The 18064-nt window shown below is 44.5% G+C and carries 16 protein-coding genes and 1 pseudogene; 10 read left to right on the plus strand and 7 right to left on the minus strand.

Annotated elements, in window-relative coordinates; all coding sequences use genetic code 11:
- From LFX25_RS17245 to LFX25_RS17260, 4 genes and pseudogenes are all read right to left on the minus strand, one after another.
- Nucleotides 1–588, minus strand: coding sequence for an ATP-binding protein (locus tag LFX25_RS17245; RefSeq protein WP_238731334.1), 588 nt, complete (start codon nucleotides 586–588; stop codon nucleotides 1–3).
- Between the two features lie 72 nt (nucleotides 589–660).
- Nucleotides 661–2223: a glutamate--tRNA ligase gene (gltX, locus tag LFX25_RS17250; protein ID WP_238731335.1), complete on the minus strand. Its 1563-nt coding sequence runs from the start codon at nucleotides 2221–2223 to the stop codon at nucleotides 661–663.
- Nucleotides 2220–3149 (minus strand): LIC_13346 family putative lipoprotein, encoded by a 930-nt coding sequence (locus tag LFX25_RS17255; protein WP_238731336.1) that lies wholly within the window; start codon nucleotides 3147–3149, stop codon nucleotides 2220–2222. Before LFX25_RS17255 ends, gltX begins: the two co-directional genes overlap by 4 nt.
- Nucleotides 3073–3275, minus strand: a pseudogene (locus LFX25_RS17260) (hypothetical protein). The gene LFX25_RS17255 and the pseudogene LFX25_RS17260 overlap by 77 nt, the downstream one beginning before the upstream one ends.
- Nucleotides 3276–3350: 75 nt before the next feature.
- Between LFX25_RS17260 and LFX25_RS17265 the strand changes: the two are divergent.
- A complete protein-coding gene (locus tag LFX25_RS17265; RefSeq protein ID WP_238731337.1) occupies nucleotides 3351–4739 on the plus strand; it encodes a DNA gyrase subunit A in 1389 nt (462 codons plus the stop codon).
- Nucleotides 4736–6871: a toprim domain-containing protein gene (locus LFX25_RS17270; RefSeq protein ID WP_238731338.1), complete on the plus strand. Its 2136-nt coding sequence runs from the start codon at nucleotides 4736–4738 to the stop codon at nucleotides 6869–6871. Before LFX25_RS17265 ends, LFX25_RS17270 begins: the two co-directional genes overlap by 4 nt.
- A 230-nt stretch (nucleotides 6872–7101) precedes the next feature.
- Here the strand turns inward: LFX25_RS17270 and LFX25_RS17275 are convergent, their stop codons facing one another.
- A complete protein-coding gene (locus tag LFX25_RS17275; protein WP_238731339.1) occupies nucleotides 7102–7752 on the minus strand; it encodes a TetR/AcrR family transcriptional regulator in 651 nt (216 codons plus the stop codon).
- A 173-nt stretch (nucleotides 7753–7925) separates the two neighbouring features.
- Here LFX25_RS17275 and LFX25_RS17280 point away from each other — a divergent pair, with 173 nt between their 5' ends.
- Nucleotides 7926–8612, plus strand: coding sequence for a DAPG hydrolase family protein (locus LFX25_RS17280; RefSeq protein WP_238731340.1), 687 nt, complete (start codon nucleotides 7926–7928; stop codon nucleotides 8610–8612).
- Between the two features lie 119 nt (nucleotides 8613–8731).
- Here the strand turns inward: LFX25_RS17280 and LFX25_RS17285 are convergent, their stop codons facing one another.
- Nucleotides 8732–10078, minus strand: a complete 1347-nt coding sequence (locus LFX25_RS17285) for a flavin monoamine oxidase family protein (protein ID WP_238731341.1) — start codon at nucleotides 10076–10078, stop codon at nucleotides 8732–8734.
- A gap of 606 nt (nucleotides 10079–10684) precedes the next feature.
- Here LFX25_RS17285 and LFX25_RS17290 point away from each other — a divergent pair.
- The 7 genes from LFX25_RS17290 (at nucleotide 10685) to LFX25_RS17320 (ending at nucleotide 16402) form a co-directional block, all read left to right on the plus strand.
- Nucleotides 10685–11272, plus strand: a complete 588-nt coding sequence (locus LFX25_RS17290) for an LIC13354 family exoprotein (protein WP_238731342.1) — start codon at nucleotides 10685–10687, stop codon at nucleotides 11270–11272.
- 148 nt (nucleotides 11273–11420) lie between these two features.
- Nucleotides 11421–12251, plus strand: a complete 831-nt coding sequence (locus LFX25_RS17295; RefSeq protein WP_238731343.1) for an LIC_13355 family lipoprotein — start codon at nucleotides 11421–11423, stop codon at nucleotides 12249–12251.
- A gap of 15 nt (nucleotides 12252–12266) precedes the next feature.
- Nucleotides 12267–12872, plus strand: a complete 606-nt coding sequence (locus LFX25_RS17300; RefSeq protein ID WP_238731344.1) for a DUF6580 family putative transport protein — start codon at nucleotides 12267–12269, stop codon at nucleotides 12870–12872.
- The gene (gene cobT, locus LFX25_RS17305) at nucleotides 12869–13903 is read left to right on the plus strand and encodes a nicotinate-nucleotide--dimethylbenzimidazole phosphoribosyltransferase (RefSeq protein WP_238731345.1); all 1035 of its coding nucleotides are present in this window, start codon (nucleotides 12869–12871) and stop codon (nucleotides 13901–13903) included. Before LFX25_RS17300 ends, cobT begins: the two co-directional genes overlap by 4 nt.
- Nucleotides 13904–13908: 5 nt before the next feature.
- Nucleotides 13909–14700, plus strand: a complete 792-nt coding sequence (locus LFX25_RS17310; protein ID WP_240009059.1) for an adenosylcobinamide-GDP ribazoletransferase — start codon at nucleotides 13909–13911, stop codon at nucleotides 14698–14700.
- A complete protein-coding gene (gene cobC, locus LFX25_RS17315) occupies nucleotides 14685–15269 on the plus strand; it encodes an alpha-ribazole phosphatase (RefSeq protein WP_238731346.1) in 585 nt (194 codons plus the stop codon). Before LFX25_RS17310 ends, cobC begins: the two co-directional genes overlap by 16 nt.
- 101 nt (nucleotides 15270–15370) lie before the next feature.
- The gene (locus LFX25_RS17320; protein ID WP_238731347.1) at nucleotides 15371–16402 is read left to right on the plus strand and encodes a vWA domain-containing protein; all 1032 of its coding nucleotides are present in this window, start codon (nucleotides 15371–15373) and stop codon (nucleotides 16400–16402) included.
- Between the two features lie 12 nt (nucleotides 16403–16414).
- Here LFX25_RS17320 and LFX25_RS17325 read toward each other — a convergent pair whose 3' ends face one another.
- Nucleotides 16415–18037, minus strand: a complete 1623-nt coding sequence (locus LFX25_RS17325; protein WP_406600539.1) for a mucoidy inhibitor MuiA family protein — start codon at nucleotides 18035–18037, stop codon at nucleotides 16415–16417.
- Between the last annotated feature and the right edge of the window lie 27 nt (nucleotides 18038–18064).

The raw sequence follows: 18064 nt of genomic DNA on the forward strand, positions 1-18064 counted from the left end.
TCAAGCGGGATGTTTGGAAGCGTCGAACCCGAGTTCAATGATCGAACCTTGAATGTTCTTCTCGTCGGGATTCGAAGAAATTTTACCTTCTCCGCAGTGATACATGATTTTAAAAGTGTCCATCAACGACTGGATGATCTGAAGTCCTCTTCCGATATTTCTGTGAGGGATTTGAGATCCTTTCCAAGGGAGAATCTCGCACTTCTTTTCTTGATGTTGTTTGATACAGTTGAGATAGTCTTTGAGATTTGAAATTCGTGAATCGTTCATGATGGATTCTAACTTTTCGGATTTGAGACCGGAACCGTAGTCCATGATCCACATCGTAAATTTACTATCTTTGATTACCCAACGACAAATGATCGTTTCATCCGAACTGACTTTGACGTTAGCGGAAATGGAGTTGGTGAGAGCCTCGTCGGCGGCCAATTCTATATTGGTAATGTCTTTGGTTGAGAAACGGTTTTCCGACAGGGAGTTTCTCAAAGCGAACCTAAGTTCTTTGATGCTGGTTAAATCGGTGGGAAGAAACATAACGTACGACCCGCCATTGTGTTTTACCAGTAATGATTCGTCAGAATCTCTCATCTCCGTTCCAGCGCCCACTTTCAAAAATAACAGCCTAAAGCAGGCGATTTGAGCAAAATATACCGGTTTTTTTCAGGACGACAACGAAATTCCTGCTTCTCCGGCTGTTTTTTCAATTCTCTGTAGGAGTTTTTCTTTCCCTAAAAGGGGGAATAATATCGGTAACTCCAGCCCAGCTGACTTTCCGGTGGTTGTAGCCCGAATCGGCATAAAGAGAGTTTTTCCTTTCTGTCCGGTTGTTTCTCCGACCTTGGACATTAGGTTCTTATAGTCCTCATCGGTCTTCGGATTTCCATTCTTCAGCATTCCGTAGAATTCTCGGACCACTTTCGGCCCGTCCCCGTCCTTCATAAATCCGGCCGCTTCCGGCGACTGAATCCTTAGGTCCGTTACGAAGAATTCCGCGATGTAATCCGGAGCCTGGGTCAGGTTGTCCAGATATACTCTTACAGATTCGACGATCGAAGTAAGCACGGGGTTACCTACATTTTTCACTTCTTCCGGAATATCCTTTCTGTCTTTTAGAAAAGGGAGAAGGTTTTCTACGACTTTCGGTAAGTCTAATTCTCTAATCGTTCGATTGGATAACCAATTGAGTTTGGATTTCGGGTTCATCGCTTCGGCGATTTGCGCGAGGTCGGAAAAGTTCGTTACAACCTCGTCTTCCGCTTTCGGTTTTTTGAATACGTCGAACGTGGACGGAGATTTGGAACAACGATGTACGTCGAAGATTCTTTCCAACTCGTCGCCGGGAAGAAATTCTCTTCCGTCCGCGGAAGTCCATCCGAGAAGCGCCATATAATTTCGGAACGTTTCCGGAAGATAACCCAAGTCCCGGAACGCAAGAATGGAAGTCGCGCCCGCACGCTTGGAAAGTTTTTTTCCGTCCATCCCGACGATCTCGGAGGCATGCGCAAACTCGGGAACCTCGTAGCCGAGCGCTTCGTATAACAGGATTTGTCTCGGTGTATTGGAAAGATGTCCTACGCCTCGAATGACGTGCGTAATCTTCATCAACGCGTCGTCTACAACGACCGCGTAGTTGTAGGAGGGAAATCCATCCGACTTTACGATGATAAAATCGCCGATCAGTTTCGTTTCGAACTTCACTTTTCCCTGAATGATGTCGTTGACGATCAGAGTTTTGGCGGGAGTTTTAAAACGGACCGAATAAGGACTTCCCTGTTTGAGTTTTTCCTCCACTTCTTCGTCGGACATGTTCGCGTGAAGTCCGTCGTAGACGTACGGAACTCCCATCGCCTCGGCTTGTTTTTTCTTGGCCTCTAATTCTTCCTGAGTACAAAAACAACGGTAGGCTTTTTTTTCCTTCAGAAGTTTTTCGGTGTATTCTTTATAGATGTTTAAACGTTGGCTTTGGATGTAAGGTCCGTATTCTCCCCCGGCCTCCGGACCCTCGTCCCAATGAACGCCCAACCATTTCAAAGATTCTAATATGATTTTGAAAGAATCCTCCGTGGATCGGTTCTGATCCGTGTCTTCGATTCTTAAGATGAACTTGCCGCCTTGGGCTTTCGCGTACAGATAATTGAAAAGAGCGGTTCTCGCTCCGCCTACGTGTAAAAATCCGCTGGGAGACGGAGCAAATCGTGTGCGAACTTCTCTATTTTGATTCATGGGGATTGATTCTTCTCGTTCGAAATTCTTATGATAGGATAATTTTTGAAATTAGCCGTTGTGGTAAATGGTTTATTTGCGATCAGATCGTAAAATGAAACGGATTTTTTGACATCGTTCTTTCTAAGCGCGGTTAAGTCGATCTCGGACGGAAGATCCAGACAATAGTATTCGACATAAGAATCGGTTTTTCGAAGAGGAAGAATCGGAATCGTTCCGCTGAGTCCGATCGCGGGAGGATATTCCAAGGATTCATAATCGTAATCTCTGGATAAGGAAACGACTCCGCTTGCGGAAACGAATTCGGTCTGCATCACCTTCGTTAAAATTCCGCGGAGACTGTGTCTCCATTTTAGAATTCCGATTCCCGGAACTCGGCGGATTTCTTCGACTTCCCGCAAGCCGCCCTCGTCATTGATCAAAAATTCTTTTTTGAAATCTTCAAAGACTTCGCTTTTCGGTTGAGGAGGAATTTCGGGCAACGCTTTTGTGTTCGATATTTCGGATCGTTTGTTTACCGACTTCGCGACGAATTCGATTCTCCGGTTGTCGTTCGGATTTCTAAGAATCGGGCCTCTCCATTCCGAAACTTCCAGAAGAATTCTTTCGGAGCGTTCCGTCTTTTCACCGAGCTCCAAGTATTTTAGAATTCCTTGAATCATTTCGTCCTTTCCCGATCGGTTGCGGAGAATCACGTACCGAACTTGAAGGCTGGACGGTTCGTAATACGGAGAGTGGAGCGCGGAAGAAGCGAAGAAGATTTGTGATGCGTAGTTTTCGGAAATCGGTTTGGAACCGAAATGCAAAACCTCTTGAATACTTCCGCATTGAAACAGAATGAAAAAGAAACTAAGAATTCCAGCTTTCTTGAAAAGAGAATTCCGTTGAATCGAAAGCGTCTGCATAGGTTTGAAATCGGTTTTCATGGAATTGTTCTTCTTGATTTTCGAAAAAACCTGCAAGGAAAATCCCAAAAATTAAACTTTCTTTACAAAAACAAGGCGTGGATTAGCAAAGTGCGCGAAAGCGAATTGTTCAAAGATTCGCTTCAAAAACACTGTATTCAATCCGGTCAACTTTTTTCATTTGACAGGATAGTCTTCTAGAATTTCGTTGGCCAAAACCGTATGAAGAATTCCAATCCACCAAAATCGAAAGAATCGTTTCCAAAACGTCCTTTTGAAGATCAAGTCAATGACGATCAGAGAAAATATTCTCGCTATGTATGTGATTCTCGGGCAATTCCGCACGAAATCGACGGTCTGAAACCCGTCCAGAGAAGAATTCTCTGGGCCATGTGGAACTCGGACGCAAGAAACCGTTATACAAAAACGGTAAAAGTCGCCGGTCTTGCGATGGGATATCACCCGCACGGCGATAAATCCATTCAGGACGCACTTTCTCAAATGGCTCAGGATTTTACCTTTGCCAATAATATTCCTCTCGTTTCCGGGGAAGGAACCTTCGGAGACGTTTTGGATCCGAGCGCGATCGCTTCCCCGCGTTACACCGAAGTAAAACTATCCGACTTTGTAAAAGATTTGGGATTCTTTGAAAGTTTGCCGGATATCGATTACGTTAAGAACTACGACGAAACCGAGGACGAACCGATTCATTTTGTCGGAAAAGTTCCGATCGTTCTTTTGAACAACATTCAAGGAATCGCGACCGGATTTCGTTGTTTTATTCCGGGTCATAGACTTGCCGACATCGTTAAGTCTCAAGTCAATTATCTCAAAACCAAAAAACCTCTTCCGTTAAAACCTTGGTACAAGGACTTCAACGGGGAAGTGAAGATGGCCGAAACCGAGACCGGAAATATCACGATGTCCACAACGTTCGCGTTCAAATGGGACGGAGATACTTTGTATCTTACCGATTCGCCGATGAACTGGAACCGTGAGAAGGTGATTTCCCTCTTGGACGATATTCTTGAAAAGAAGGATTCGTGGCTGAAGGATTATGTGGATTATTCCAGCCAAACGTTTAAGATCGAACTTCAGTATAAGAAGGGAGAAAAGCCGAGCCAAAAAGAAATCATGGCCCTCTTCAACAAAGAGGACGTGCAAACTCTGGCGACAAACGTCATTACTTACGACGGTAAACTGAAGAATTTAAAGCCCGAAGAAATCATCAAACGCTTCTGCGACTTCCGTAAAACGCATTTGATCCGAAGATTCAAACGACTCGCCGGTTTGGAAGAGGAGAAAATCGAAAGAAACTCCGAATTGATCCGTTTTATTAAAGAGAAATGGAACGAGAAGGTCGTCGGAATCAAATCGAAAAAGGATTTTGAGGAAAAACTCAAAGTTTCCAAGTTCAAATACTTCGAATGGTTGTCCACGATTCCCGTCTATAGAATGACGATCGAGGAAGTGCGTAAATGCGAAGAAGCGATCGTGGAAGCGAAAACCACTCTGGCCCGTTATCAAGGTCTGGTCAAAGAAGATAAAAAACTGACCGACTATATGATCACCGAGCTGGACGAACTCCAAAATAAATGGGATAAAGTATGAGCGCCGATAAGAACAAAGTAAAAGAAAAAACATCCCAAGAAAGAAATTTTAAAAAGTTATCCAACGTGGAACACGTTCGGATGAGAACGGGTATGTGGTTGGGACAAAACTCCGCTTCCACGTTCGAACAACACTTTTTCCGTAAGAACAACGAAGGAAAATACGAGATCGTTCACGAAGAACTCGAAGACGTTCCGGCAAAACTGAAATGTCTGGACGAAGCTTGTATGAACGCGGTGGACGAATACCGCAAAAATCAAAAGGACAAAACGATTCCTGAAAAGGATAAGATGTCCAAACTGATCATTCAACTTTCTTCCGATCGCAAATGTGTGACGATCACAGATAACGGACGCGGAATCCCCGCCGCCAACGCGGAAGGGGTTTATCTCCATTTGATGTACGGGGAGAATTTCGATGATCACGTAAAACAGGATCACGTAGCCGGTCAAAACGGCGTGGGGATTTCCCTCGTGAGAATGGTTTCGAGCTACTTCAAAGTTAAAACCGTAAACAACGGAAATTCCTTTAAGAAGCTGTTCACCGTTCACGACGACGTAAAAAAACAAATCCGTTCCTATAAACTTTCCAAAGAGGATACGGACCGCGTTTTTCTTTACTTCGACGAACACGGAAAGTTCACCGATTGCAATCTTCTTACCAAAGATCAAATCGATAAGCTCGGTCCTTTATTAAAAAAAACGAATATGCAGGAATTAATCGAAAAGGCTCCCAAAGAGGATCACGGGACTTCCGTGGAGTTCGAACTCAATCCGCAATATTTCAACAAACTGGACATTTCCTTCAACGTGGATCTGATGAAACAATATCTTCAGGATATTGCGATGACGAACCCGGGATTGGAGGTTCAGTTCGTTTTCAAAGGGAAAAAGGAAAAGTATAAGTTCAAGAAAGGTTTGGACGAAATCTTTTCCCATTCCGATCTCGTTTACTACAAGATGGATTACGTCGCTCCGAATTCACCTTCTCAGCTTCATCTGGAAACGTATCTCGTCATCGGTCAGAATAAGAACCTGGCTTGGGTCAATTCCATCTTCGCACCGCAAGGCGGGTCCGCGATCGAATATCTGGAAAACAGAATCTGCGACGAGGTTCGTAAAAAAAGTCAGATCGTAGCGCTTGAGAAAAAACTCAAGACAAGTTCGACTCGTAACGACGTGAGAAACTGTTTTCACATGTATGTAAACGCGAGGCTTTTGAATCCTCGTTTTAAATCCCAGGATAAATCGTATCTGATCAACGACCTAAATGAAGAGATTCGGAATGCGGTCGATAAACATCTCGAGAAGTTCATCAAAAAAACCGGACTGATAGAAGAGATCAAACTTCAGATGGAAAAGAGAACCCAACTCAAAGCGTTTGAAGACGCGCAGAAGGGTTTGAAAAAAGCGAGCCGGATGAACATTCCGAAGCTCATGCCTCCTACCGGAAAAGCGGGAGATCCGGGCCGAGTTCTGTTCGTAGCGGAAGGGGATTCAGCAATCGCGGGTCTTCGTCCCGCGAGAAATCCAAAACTTCACGGTTTATTTCCGTTAAGAGGAAAACCGTTGAACTGCAAAGGTTTGAGCATCGCCAAGGCGATCGCAAACGAAGAACTAAAAAACATCGTAGCGATCGTGGGACTTCCTTTGGATCAAAAGGTAAAATCTTTGGACGAATTGAATTACGAAAAAGTCAGCATTATCACGGATGCGGACTTTGACGGTTACGCGATTCGATCCTTGATGCTTTCTTTCTTTTACGAGTATTGGCCCGAACTTTTCGAACTGGGTTTTATTCATATCTCCAGCGCCCCGCTTTACGAAGTGGATGTGAAGTTCGGAGATAAGAAGAAGGAAACCGTATTCTGCATCGACGATAAGGATTATGAAGACTTAATCAAACGCGTCGAAAAAAGCGGAGGCGAGATCACCCGTAAAAAACGAAACAAAGGACTCGGTGAAACCGGTAAAGAAGCGATGAAGTTCGCGGTCGAAGAATGTATGACGAAGATTACGATCGGAAACAAGAAAGAAGCTTCTAAAGTTCAGAATCTCTGGTTTCACAAAGATTTCGCGGAACAAAGAAGGGACGCAATCTCCGAATATGCGATGAGCGTGATCGAAGACTGATTTTCGTTCAATAGAAAATTAGAATATTCTGTTTTTGGAAAAGGGGCTTCGGCCCCTTTTTTATTTTGTCGGAGTTCCGACAAAATTTTGCGTTTAAGATTGGATTGACTTTTTTCGATTTTTCTGTTATAAGCGGATTTGGTAAAAGTTCCCGCCACCTCTCCTCCTCCACCCAAACAGGGCGGGGCCGTCGCGTTTCACGATAAAATCGTAGGACCTACAACAAAATTTTAACTTCGAATTCCTTCTTGAAGCATCTTGAGAATTTTTCCAATCTCCGCATCGTCGTCGAATCGGTCGTCTTTGGTTAAAACGAACCGATATACGAGATAGGATATATTGATGCTGTACGAAGTTTTTGCGAACGTTTCCGGATCGAGATCCTTTCGAATCTCACCCTTCTCCTGGAAATAACGAATCGCTTCCAGCGCGGGTTTGAAAAGATTCTCTTTCCAGACGTCTCCGAAAAAATCCGCAAAACTCGAATCGTGTAAAATCGCGGAGAAAAGGATTCGAATTTTCGAATGATTCTCTTTAGCCGCTTGGATCCGGTTTTTCATCATAGAAAGATACCACTGTTCAAAAGAAACATTCCTTGTTTCGAGGAATTTGCGAAGTTCCGGCATCTGGGAACCGAAAGCGGTTTCATAAACGATCGCGGATAGGATTCTTATATAAAGATCTTTTTTTGTCGGAAAGTATTTGAACAGCGTCCGTTCCGTGACGTTCGCTTTTTTCGCGATCTGGGCGGTGGTCGCTCCTTCAAAACCGAATTCTCCGAAAATGGATTCACCGGCCTTTACGATATCGATTTCCTTTTCCGAAACCGGATTCGCGTATCGTTCGTATTCCGAAATCAGTTTTTTACGATTGAGCTTCAAACGGTTCCTCTTCGATCGATCTTGAAATTCGAACATAAAAAGAAAACCGATTTCGAACGATGAATGCCTCTTTTCGCGGAGTTTTTTTTCGAAAGGTTCCCGAAAAGTTGTTGTATAGTGCGTACTTTACCGTCTATTGTTTTAGTATAGTATTTACTATATTTGGAGAATTTATGAAAAACGTAGATACAAAACTTCCCCTTTCTCTTCCGGTTTCATGGCTCAAGAAGAACGTAAACACGGCCGAATCGGGCATGGAAATTTTACCCGATGGAAGAGTGAAATTCTGGATCCGCCATTCTCCCTTAAAAGGTGTTACTCCGAAAATGCTGGTCTGGTGGTTTTCCCATTTGGAAGGCACGATTGAATACGACGGCGGCGTATTCAATCGATACCGCATTTGGCATCCCGAAGATCACGTTCACGCGAGTTACGAAAGACGTTTGCCAGACGGTTCGATCGGGCCGGGTGCTTCCATTCGGTTGGTGGAATATCTGGGTAGAAATAAAAACTACATCGTCAATATCGTTACGGAAATCGAAAAGCTGGACGAAACCGGTTACATTCACAATCCAAAATTGGAAGGGAAATACAAGGTCGCGAGAATGGAATACGAATTCTCCGCGATCGGCAACGATACGTTTTATACGAACTGCCTCATCATAGGTTGGAAAGGATGGACTTGGAACTGGATTCGTCCCTTGTTCCTAAAGTTCGTGTTTAACAAGGAAAGAGGTTTCGCTTGGATCAAACACAACGTGGAAGAAGTCGGTCAGTTCGAAAGATTCTTACCCGAATTGTATCGAAAAGAAACCGCTTCATCGAAGGAAAGTCGACTTGCTGAATCCGTGTCGCTTTAAAAAACGATTTCGATTTCAACGTTGCAGTCGTTTAAAAAACGGATGAATCGAAAAAACGAGGAGACACGAATTGATCACCGGTTTCGCCACGGTTTGACGGTTTGAAATGCGATTCTATTCTAAACCTGATTCACAGCGCGGATCGCGGAGGTGAGAGCGCCTTCCACCGTTCCGTTGATTTCCGCGGTGTGTTCTCCGGCAAAGAAAATTCGATCCATCGGTTTTAACAAAGATATGATCGAACCGTAACTTCCCGGAGGAAAGGTCGCAATTCCGGTCGGAACGAACTTCGACTGCGATATTTCGCTGCTTTGAATTCTTAATACCTGCAAATCCTTTTTCTGTCCCAAACGTTCGAGCGCAAGACGGATATATTCCACTTTCATCGCGTCCGTGGAAGAAGCAAATACGTCGTATCGATCCCCCGTCGCGATCATGCCGAGAACCTTGTCTTCGGAACCGGCCTTGGTTCCCGCGTCGTATATGAAACCAGCGGCAGAATCCGAATACGCGGAAAAATTCTCCCGATTCCAAGGAGCTTCGCGAAGCATTAGAAAAGTCTTATAGATTCTCGAATAACGGATTCTCAACGCGGATAATTTCTTTTCCTTGTCCAATTCCGGGTCCCATTGAATCGACGTTAATTGATTTGCGGGAAGCGTGGAAATACAAGCGCTGCCTTCGAGCTTCTTTCCGGACGCGGTCGTTACCGCGACCTTTCCTTCTCCCTGTGTAACGGAAACGACCGGATCGGCAAAGACGGTTTCGGTATTCTCCAACGAGAAAACGAGCGCCTTTGCCAACGCTTCCATCCCGCCTTCGACGCGTGTGTTGTATTTAGGAAAGTTGACGAGATCGGACAAAACCTTCTGTGCGGATAAGGAACGAAGAGAATCTCCGTAATATAAGGAATATTTAAAGTTCAATACGTTCAAATCTTCCGGAGTCATTCCTTGATACGTCAGAAAATTATAAAAACTGATTCGATCCAATTCCTGTTGCTGCGTGGAATTGATTTTAGAATTCATCTGAATGAGTTTGTTCAAAATCTCCTGCGACTTCGGAGAAATGTCCCAAGTTCCGAACTTCTGATACGATCCGAAAAACAAATCCGATTGAACTTCGAAATCGGTCGTCTTTAAACCCAGCTCGCGGAGTAAACTTCTTGCGGTTCTATGTTCATTCTGAATCCACTCGGCGCCCAAATCCAAAACGTTGCCGCTCCCATCGGCGACCGTCCGGATTCTCCCCCCCAAACGATCCGTCGCTTCAATGAGTTTTACCTTGATTCCGGTTTTGCCCAAAAGGTAGGAAGCGTAAAGCCCTGAAATTCCGCCGCCAAGCACGATCACGGTCTTCTGCGGGGATGACGTCCCTTGCGCCCGTAAATTCATCCCAGGAAGGCCGGAAATGCCTGCTGCGGTCAAAATTCCTAGTTTGATAAACTCCGATCTGCTTAGTTTCATTGGGTTGTCCGAATTGAATTTGGAAGGTTAGATTCCTTTTCCTTTATTTTCGGTCAAAATCTTGCATTTTAAGAATCATTTTGATCGTACTTTTTGAATTTGTCGAAGTGTGGGAACTCCCACGAAGTTCAAGATCTTTCCGTAAAGTAAAGTGTGGGAACTCATACGAATTAGAATTCACGGTGAAATTTACGAACAACGGACGATTTTCCATTCTTAAAAAAAGAAGAAAGGGCCGTCTTTCTTTGCTCAAAAAAAATCTTGCCCGTACAAGCTTCCGATTTTCCCCTGTCCATAAGCTTTCAGGGAGGAAGTTGGGTGAAATTCCCACGCTGACCCGCAACTGTGAATTCGATTTTAGTTTTAGAATCGGACAGCCAGATCTTCCCCGCGAACAACGTCCTCGAGGTAGGGACAGTTCGAAACTCGCCTTTGCATTTTTCATGCGTCCGCGATGGGGTCCCGAAAGACGAACGTCGGGGGACCCGAGTGGAAAATTCAAACTTTTCAATCCATTCGTTAGAACGGATTCTAAATCGAATTCTATACGTTTGCAATTTAGAATCTTTTCTACCCTGACAAAGGAAAACTTTTGCAGGTAACAACATGAAAAAACTTTCAATCCATTGGAAACTCTTTGCGGTAACCTTTCTGATTCTCGGATTGGTGAATTGTTTTGAAACGAAGAAGGAAGAGGATAACAACGATAATAATCTTCTTCTTGCGGCGATCATCGCGAACAACTTCGAGATTACGGGTTCTTGGACCTTTTACAACGGAACTCCCGATTACGCAGGAGCGGCGTTCACAGAAAAAGGAACGATTTCTCAAGGAACCTATACGATCACTAATTCTAGAATTTCTCGAAACGACAAGGATGCCGGTTTCGGAGCAAGTCAATTGATCGGAGACATTATGGAAATCGATCTTTCTAGAAAAGTCGTTTATGTTCAGTTCACTCAAGATTCCTCTTTTTCCAAAGGAAAATTCGCGTGGTTTCGTTGGACATACAATGGCGGCTACTTCTATATATGCCCAGATCTTTCCGGAGTAAACAACCAAAACACGCTCGCGCAGGCAAAGGCGGATAATCTTGATACGTATTCCAACACTGCAAGCATCAACGCCGGTTGCGGTTTGAACAGCGGATTCGACCCGTCTCCCTGGAGCCGTTTAGAAGTTAAAACGAATTAAGAATTTTGAATATAACGGGTGAGTAAAATCACTCGTTATAGAACCTTTTCCCGAAACGGAACAGGTTCTTGCGGTTTGTATTTCTATCGAAGTAAAATTAAGTTTTGGGACAAGCTGTAAATCGAATTCTTCAGACTCGGATATTTTTATGAAAAAAACAATTCTCATTCCAGTATATTCAATTCTCCTTATGGTTCTCATTGTATGTAAGGAGAATGCTACCGATAGTACGGAATCGGTCGTCGGGCTTTTTGCTTTAATTCAGGTTCAGCAATCCGGTTCCACTTCCAGACCTTGCAAGGATAGAATTGCCATCGATCAAACCGGCGTTTACCACGCGAAAGAAATCGTAAGCGCCCCGGCAAATACGAACTCCGGTTTTCAGGATTCGCTCTGCGCCGTTGACGGCGTTTTGGGATTAGGAAGTTTTAACGGTTCTCTCGACGTTTTTACGTTGGATACGAACGGCGCCGGAGCTTCCTTGATTCTCGGATGGAACGGTAAAAAAGTCGAAAATGCGACCGGTGCGGATTTTATCGTGTTCGAAAATCCGTTTCAAGTGAGCGGAAACGTAAACACTGTCTTTTTAGAACCGGTAATCGTCGAAGTCGGTAACGACCAAACCAATTGGTGCGGCTGGAATCCAACGTACACCGGCGGCGGAACGTTCTCGAATAACCCTACCAATTGGCTTCGATTCGCCGGATTGAAATACGTAGATTACAATCAAATCACGAATTCGATGAATTCGACCACTTTATTTGCCTCAGGCGGAGGGGATTCCTTTGATCTCGGGGATGCGAATTTCGGAAATTCGGGAACTGGTTGTAGCGGGGCTTTAAAAACCGAACTTCAAACAAACGGGTTTCTTTATATCAAACTTACGTCCGCAAAAGCGATTCTTACTTCCCTTCCGATTCCTGGTTCCAACGAAAATCCGGACATCGACGGCGTAATCGCCAAACAAGTCAGTCCATAATATTAGGAGAATTGAATGCAACTGTTCGATAACACTTTACGAAATCTGAAATCAACATTAGCGGCAAAAGATACGATTTCCGTACTCGGGGTGATTCTTTCGGGGATTTCCCGTTTTTTACCGCATCCGTCCAACTTCACTTCGGTGGAAGCCATGACCGTTTACTCGGGGGCAAGAGTGCAAGGTTGGAAGGCGTTTGCCTATCCGATGTTCATGATGCTTGTTACCGATTTTGTTCTATCCAAGATCCACGGCTTCGAATGGTTTTACGAAGGACTTCCTGTTGTATACTGTTCGCTTCTTGTGAACGTTTTCTTGGGGAGAATCTTTTTAAGGAACGACGATAAATTCGTTTCCGTAGCGGCGGTTTCCCTTTTAGCCAGCGTTCAATTTTTTATTCTTTCGAATTTTTCAGTCTGGGCGTTTTCCTCTCTCTATCCTAAAACGTCCGTCGGTTTATTGACTTGCTATATCGCGGCTATCCCTTATTTTGGTGGGACTCTGCTCGGAAACATGATCTACACTCCCGTGCTTTTCGGAATTTTGGATCGTGTTGAATTGAAAGTGAAAGCGAATTTTACGAACCCCGAGGTCGAGACAGAGAAGGAACTTTCTGTTTGAACTTGAATGAACTGCTTACGAAATTACAAAGTAAAATCGATCTAAAAACCAAACCTCCCGGTTCTCTGGGAGCTTTGGAATCTCTTGCACTTCAAATCGGTTTGATTCAAAACACCGATTCTCCCGAACTCAAAGATCCTCATATTCTCGTTTTTGCCGGCGATCACGGTCTCGCGAATTCCGGCGTCAGCGCGTATCCGAAAGAAGTCACATATCAAATGGTATTCAATTTTTTGAATGGAGGCGCTGCGATCAACTCGTTCTGCAAACAGAATTCCATTCGACTGAAAGTCGTAGACGCCGGAGTGGATTTCGCATTCCCTCACGATTCGGTTTCCATAAATCCGGATTTTATCGGAGCCAAAGTAGGTTTCGGAACAAAAAACATTCTGATGGAACCCGCAATGACAAAAGAAGAATGTGAACAGGCGATCGAAAGAGGAACCTGGGTTTCCACCGAAGCGGTATCAAAGAACTGTAATATTATCGGATTCGGTGAAATGGGGATCGGAAACACTTCCTCCGCAAGCCTGATCACCGCGAGCGTGCTCAACAAGGACTTAAAGGAAGTTACGGGAAGGGGAACGGGACTCAACGACCAAGGTTTTCAAAAGAAGATCGTGATTTTGGAGGAATGTCTCCGCAAATACCAATCCTCTCTCGAAACTCCTTTTGCCGTCTTACGGACGTTCGGCGGTTTTGAAATCGCGATGATGGTCGGGGCTATGATCGATTCGGCCAAAAAAGGAAGAATTCTTTTGATCGACGGTTTCATCGCGACATCGGCGTTTTTAATCGCACAAAGAATGGAACCCGTAATCGTAAAGAACGCAGTATTCTGTCATAAATCCGTCGAACCCGGCCACACATATCTATTAGAAGAATGGAATGCAAAGCCGATTCTCGATCTGGGACTCAGACTCGGAGAAGGAACTGGTTGTGCGATTGCGTATCCGATCGTCGTTTCGGCCGTAACCTTTCTCAAAGACATGGCCTCGTTTGAATCCGCAAAAGTGGATCAAAAACATTGATATCTATGATTCGAGAAGAGTGGAATCGTTTCTGCGCTTCTTGGATGTTCAATACAAGACTTCCCGTTCCTCCGTTTTACGTTTATTCCGAGGCGACGGTTTCCCGTTCTTCTCGTTATTTTCCGCTCATCGGCTGGATCGTTTCCGGAGGAGCGTCTTTTACCACCTTTTTTCTTTCCTGGATCCTACCCGTTGAAATCTCTGTGATCCTCGGAATGATCGCGAGCGTTTTGATAACGGGCGGATTTCACGAAGACGGACTCGCAGATGTTTGCGACGCATTCGGAGGAGGATGGAGTAAGGAAAAAATTTTAGATATCATGAAGGACAGCCGAATCGGAACCTTCGGCTCCTTGGGATTGATCCTTTCATTGGGTTTGAAATATCTTCTTCTGGTGAAATTGTTTCAAATGTCGCCCTGGATTTTTTTATTCGTTTCTTGGTTCGCGCACGCAGCAAGCCGATGGTTCGCATTGGTCATGATGATGTTGATTCCATACGCGAGAGACAACGATCTCTCTAAATCAAAACCGATGGTCAAACGACTTCCCGTTTCGGACTTTATTCTTTCCATTTTTTTCGGATGTTTTCCCGCGATCTATTTCGCGTATCAATATCAGGAAAAGATCATGAATGTTCTCTTCGGATTTTTCCTTTCGTTTTTGTTCGTTCTCTATTTTAGAAGTTACTTTAAAAAATGGATCGAAGGATTTACGGGAGATTGTCTCGGTTTTACGCAGCAAGGAACCGAAGTTCTTCTTTATATCGGAATGACGATCGTTTGGAACTTTATTTAATCCGACATACGACCCCGGATGTTCCGGCCGGAACTTGTTACGGAAGGACGGACGTTCCGCTCCGATCCGATTTTCTCTCCGAATTTTCAAACGTCCTTGAAAAGCTCCCGGCGCTTCCGCAAACTTTTTATTCCAGTCCCAGTTCCCGTTGTAAAAAACTCGCCGAATTCTTAACGGAAAACCGATTCTGTAATTTGGAATATTCTAATTCTTTAATGGAGTTGAATTTCGGAATTTGGGAGGGAAAACTCTGGTCGGCGATTCCTCGATCCGAATCGGAAGTCTGGACCAAGGATTTCGTCAAAGCGCGTCCTCCCGGCGGCGAAAGCTATCTCGATTTGAACGAAAGGGTTTCCGACTACCTGGCCGAAATTTTAAACACTTCCGAAAATTCTCCGATCGGCATCGTGACCCACGCGGGCGTGATCCGAGCCGCTTTGTGCAGATTGCTGAACATCCCCTTGGAACAAAGTTTTTCCTTCGAGTTGAACTACGGATCGGTCAGCAAAATCGATATTACGAAGAATGGGACAGAATTTTTTTCCAAATTGATCTTTTGGAATCGCTGATTCTTACGCGGCTTTAACGTTACGAAAAGACGAAGTTTTTTTGTCGAAAACCGAACACGCGATAGATAGATTTTTTCGGATTCGCCGATACAATTCTTAGTATGCGAACTTTACTCAAATCCGTTCTTATTTTATATTCTGTATTCTTATTTACGGGAACGGAAATCTCTTCGGAAAACCAAGAGCGGTCCAAATTGTTCATCATCGACGCGTCCGGATCGATGAACGAATATCTCGGAATCTATCAAAAAATCCATCTTGCCAAAAAACACGTTAGTCGCTATGTGTCCGCTCTTCCGACCGAAACCGAGGTCGGTTTTATGGCGTATGGAAATCGAGTTCCGGGTTGTTCCTCTTCGAGATTGTATCATCCTTTAGAAGCGGGAAGCCACGACGCGTTTAAGAATCGTCTCTTCGGTTTAACGCCGTCGGGCGCGACTCCTCTGGCGGAATCGATTCGAATCGCGGGAAGCCTGATCTCTCAGAGAAAAAAAGGCACGGAGATCATTTTGGTAACGGACGGCGTCGAAAGTTGTTACGGCGATCCGAAAAAAGAACTTCAGGCTCTGAAACAAAAAGGAATTCCTTTTAAATTTCATATTCTCGGTCTCGGATTAAAACCGAACGAAGAACATCAGATGAAAATTCTAACGGAGGAAGGAGACGGAAAATATTTCGGAATCGAAGACGATTCTTCTTTTTATTCCGCTTTGGATTCTTTAAGAAATCAAAACGTTTCAGCGCCCCCAGGACATCAAACCGATCCGATTCCGGAATCGAACGAAGACCGGATCGTATGGTTCGAAAAAATTCATAGAAACCGGGAATCGGATTCAAAGACTACTTATACGATCGACTTCGGTTTTAAAACACAACCCAATCCTTCAAACTGCGTTGTGTTCAATCTAAAACAAAAGAGCGATTCTTCCAATCGAAACTTGGGTCCGAAACGAATCGTTGCTCCGGAGAGTTTGTTTTTAAGCAAAAGCGAGTGTTTCGATCTCCCTCAAGGAAAAGGAACGATCACGATCGAAATTCCCAATCAGACTTCCTTAATCGGAGTTTTGGAACTATGGGATATGACGGGAGTTCCCGCTTCTCTTGGAATTTCCAAGGAAGAAGAACTCCGCTAAACACGTTAGACGTCACAGATTCAAGTCGTATTCGGAAGGAAAGCTGACCTTATACTTCAAACGGATTTCCTGTTTCTGATTCGGTTTCAGATCGAGTTTCCATTCTAAGATTCCGGAATCTTTTCTGACTTCGTTATAACCGGGCGTCGTATTCGAATCGATGGAGATCTTTACGCTTTCCACGCCGGAAACCGGAATCGATTCCTGAAACGAAATCGTTCTGGATTCTTTCGCGAAATTTTCTAGTTCGACTCGGATCAACTTTTCGATGACCTTCGTTCCCGAAAGAATTCCTTCTTTGGTTTGATTGGATTCTTTTCGATAGATCGCTCGGACTTCGTTTTCGGAACCGAAAGAAATTTCAGCCTTTTCACCGGGACTGATATAACCGAAACTCGAAGTTCCCACCATTCCCGCCTGACGAAATACCGCGGCTTCTCCCGGAAGAATCGGAAACTCCGAAAGATTTTTAAAACTTCCTCGAATGAGCGGATAACGCTTTAACGCGGGGACATACAGGGCCCCGAACGTCGCATCGCTCGTAAACGAAGCCAAGGATAATTTTTTGGACTCTTTTCGGGAAAGAAGCGTTACCGGTTTCGCATAACGGAATAAGAAACCGCTTCCCGATTCCTCGCTTTTTCCGGTCGTCGGCTCCGTACTCGCCTCGGGAGCTTCCGCTTCGGGAGCCACGTTGGCCTCGCCCGCGGTGCTCTGACTTTGGAACGTAATCAAATTATCCTTGTTCGTTTGTTTCTTTTGATCGTATAACTTCTGACTGGAAAGACGAGGTCTTCTACCGCTTACGTCCGGGCTGGAAGTAGATAACAAAAGATTAATATTGTTCCAATCCTCTCCGCTTTCCTGATTGATTTCGGCGAGATATTCCAGTTCGATCTTTTCCCTTCCTTCCATACGGACCGAATAGAACGGTTTCCAGGAAACTCCTCCGGTTTGATAGGTCAGGTTCAATTTGACTTCCTTCTTTTCCGTTCCGTTAAAACTTACGAGAACCTTCGTAATTCGCGAAGATTTTTCGGATAAGGAAAGAATCACTCCCAACTTGTCCCGTAGTTCGGAAAGTTTTTTTCGAAGATCCTTGATCGAACGGCTGACTTCCTGATTGGAACCGAGCGCGGCATGTATCGCTTGTCGATTTCCGGTAAGGCTTTGAAACCATCGTTTGGAATCGGTTTCGTTCTTTTTATAAAACAGATTTTTCGAGATCATCTCCGTCAGTTTCAATCTCGTGTCCGTCAGAATTCTTCTTAAGTTTCTAAGATTGGAATCTTTGCCTTCGTGCCCTTCGATCTCCTTTTCCAAGGCTCGGATTTTCTTTTGAAGTTCCAGAGCTTCTTCGTTATGAATGATCGCTCCGGTTTCGATCCAAGTGCTGGAACCGACAACGGAGGCACCGGAAGCGTCCACGGAAGCGACCAGAGATTCGTCCTGAAGTTGAACCGGAAGATTTCGAATGATGAGTTCGTTCACACCCGGTTCCAAATTGATCCTTCCGCTCCTCAAAACACCGGCCGAGGATTCGTATAAGGTCACGTCTTGAACCTTGAGTTCGACTTCCCTTGCGCTCGTTTCGGAAACAGCAAAAATTCCCGCCAAGAAGAAGATTGCAATCAGCGGATAACGTTTTTCGTTCCGCAGCTT

Source organism: Leptospira sanjuanensis, from assembly GCF_022267325.1.
GTDB lineage: Bacteria > Spirochaetota > Leptospiria > Leptospirales > Leptospiraceae > Leptospira > Leptospira sanjuanensis.

Coding starts and splice junctions, on each gene's coding strand:
- LFX25_RS17300 (WP_238731344.1), top strand. CDS start 12,267: ATGCAACTGTTCGATAACACTTTACGAAATCTGAAATCAACATTAGCG.
- LFX25_RS17295 (WP_238731343.1), top strand. CDS start 11,421: ATGAAAAAAACAATTCTCATTCCAGTATATTCAATTCTCCTTATGGTT.
- LFX25_RS17265 (WP_238731337.1), top strand. CDS start 3,351: ATGAAGAATTCCAATCCACCAAAATCGAAAGAATCGTTTCCAAAACGT.
- LFX25_RS17280 (WP_238731340.1), top strand. CDS start 7,926: ATGAAAAACGTAGATACAAAACTTCCCCTTTCTCTTCCGGTTTCATGG.
- LFX25_RS17310 (WP_240009059.1), top strand. CDS start 13,909: ATGATTCGAGAAGAGTGGAATCGTTTCTGCGCTTCTTGGATGTTCAAT.
- gltX (WP_238731335.1), bottom strand. CDS start 2,223: ATGAATCAAAATAGAGAAGTTCGCACACGATTTGCTCCGTCTCCCAGC.
- LFX25_RS17320 (WP_238731347.1), top strand. CDS start 15,371: ATGCGAACTTTACTCAAATCCGTTCTTATTTTATATTCTGTATTCTTA.
- LFX25_RS17245 (WP_238731334.1), bottom strand. CDS start 588: ATGAGAGATTCTGACGAATCATTACTGGTAAAACACAATGGCGGGTCG.
- LFX25_RS17285 (WP_238731341.1), bottom strand. CDS start 10,078: ATGAAACTAAGCAGATCGGAGTTTATCAAACTAGGAATTTTGACCGCA.
- LFX25_RS17270 (WP_238731338.1), top strand. CDS start 4,736: ATGAGCGCCGATAAGAACAAAGTAAAAGAAAAAACATCCCAAGAAAGA.
- LFX25_RS17255 (WP_238731336.1), bottom strand. CDS start 3,149: ATGAAAACCGATTTCAAACCTATGCAGACGCTTTCGATTCAACGGAAT.
- LFX25_RS17290 (WP_238731342.1), top strand. CDS start 10,685: ATGAAAAAACTTTCAATCCATTGGAAACTCTTTGCGGTAACCTTTCTG.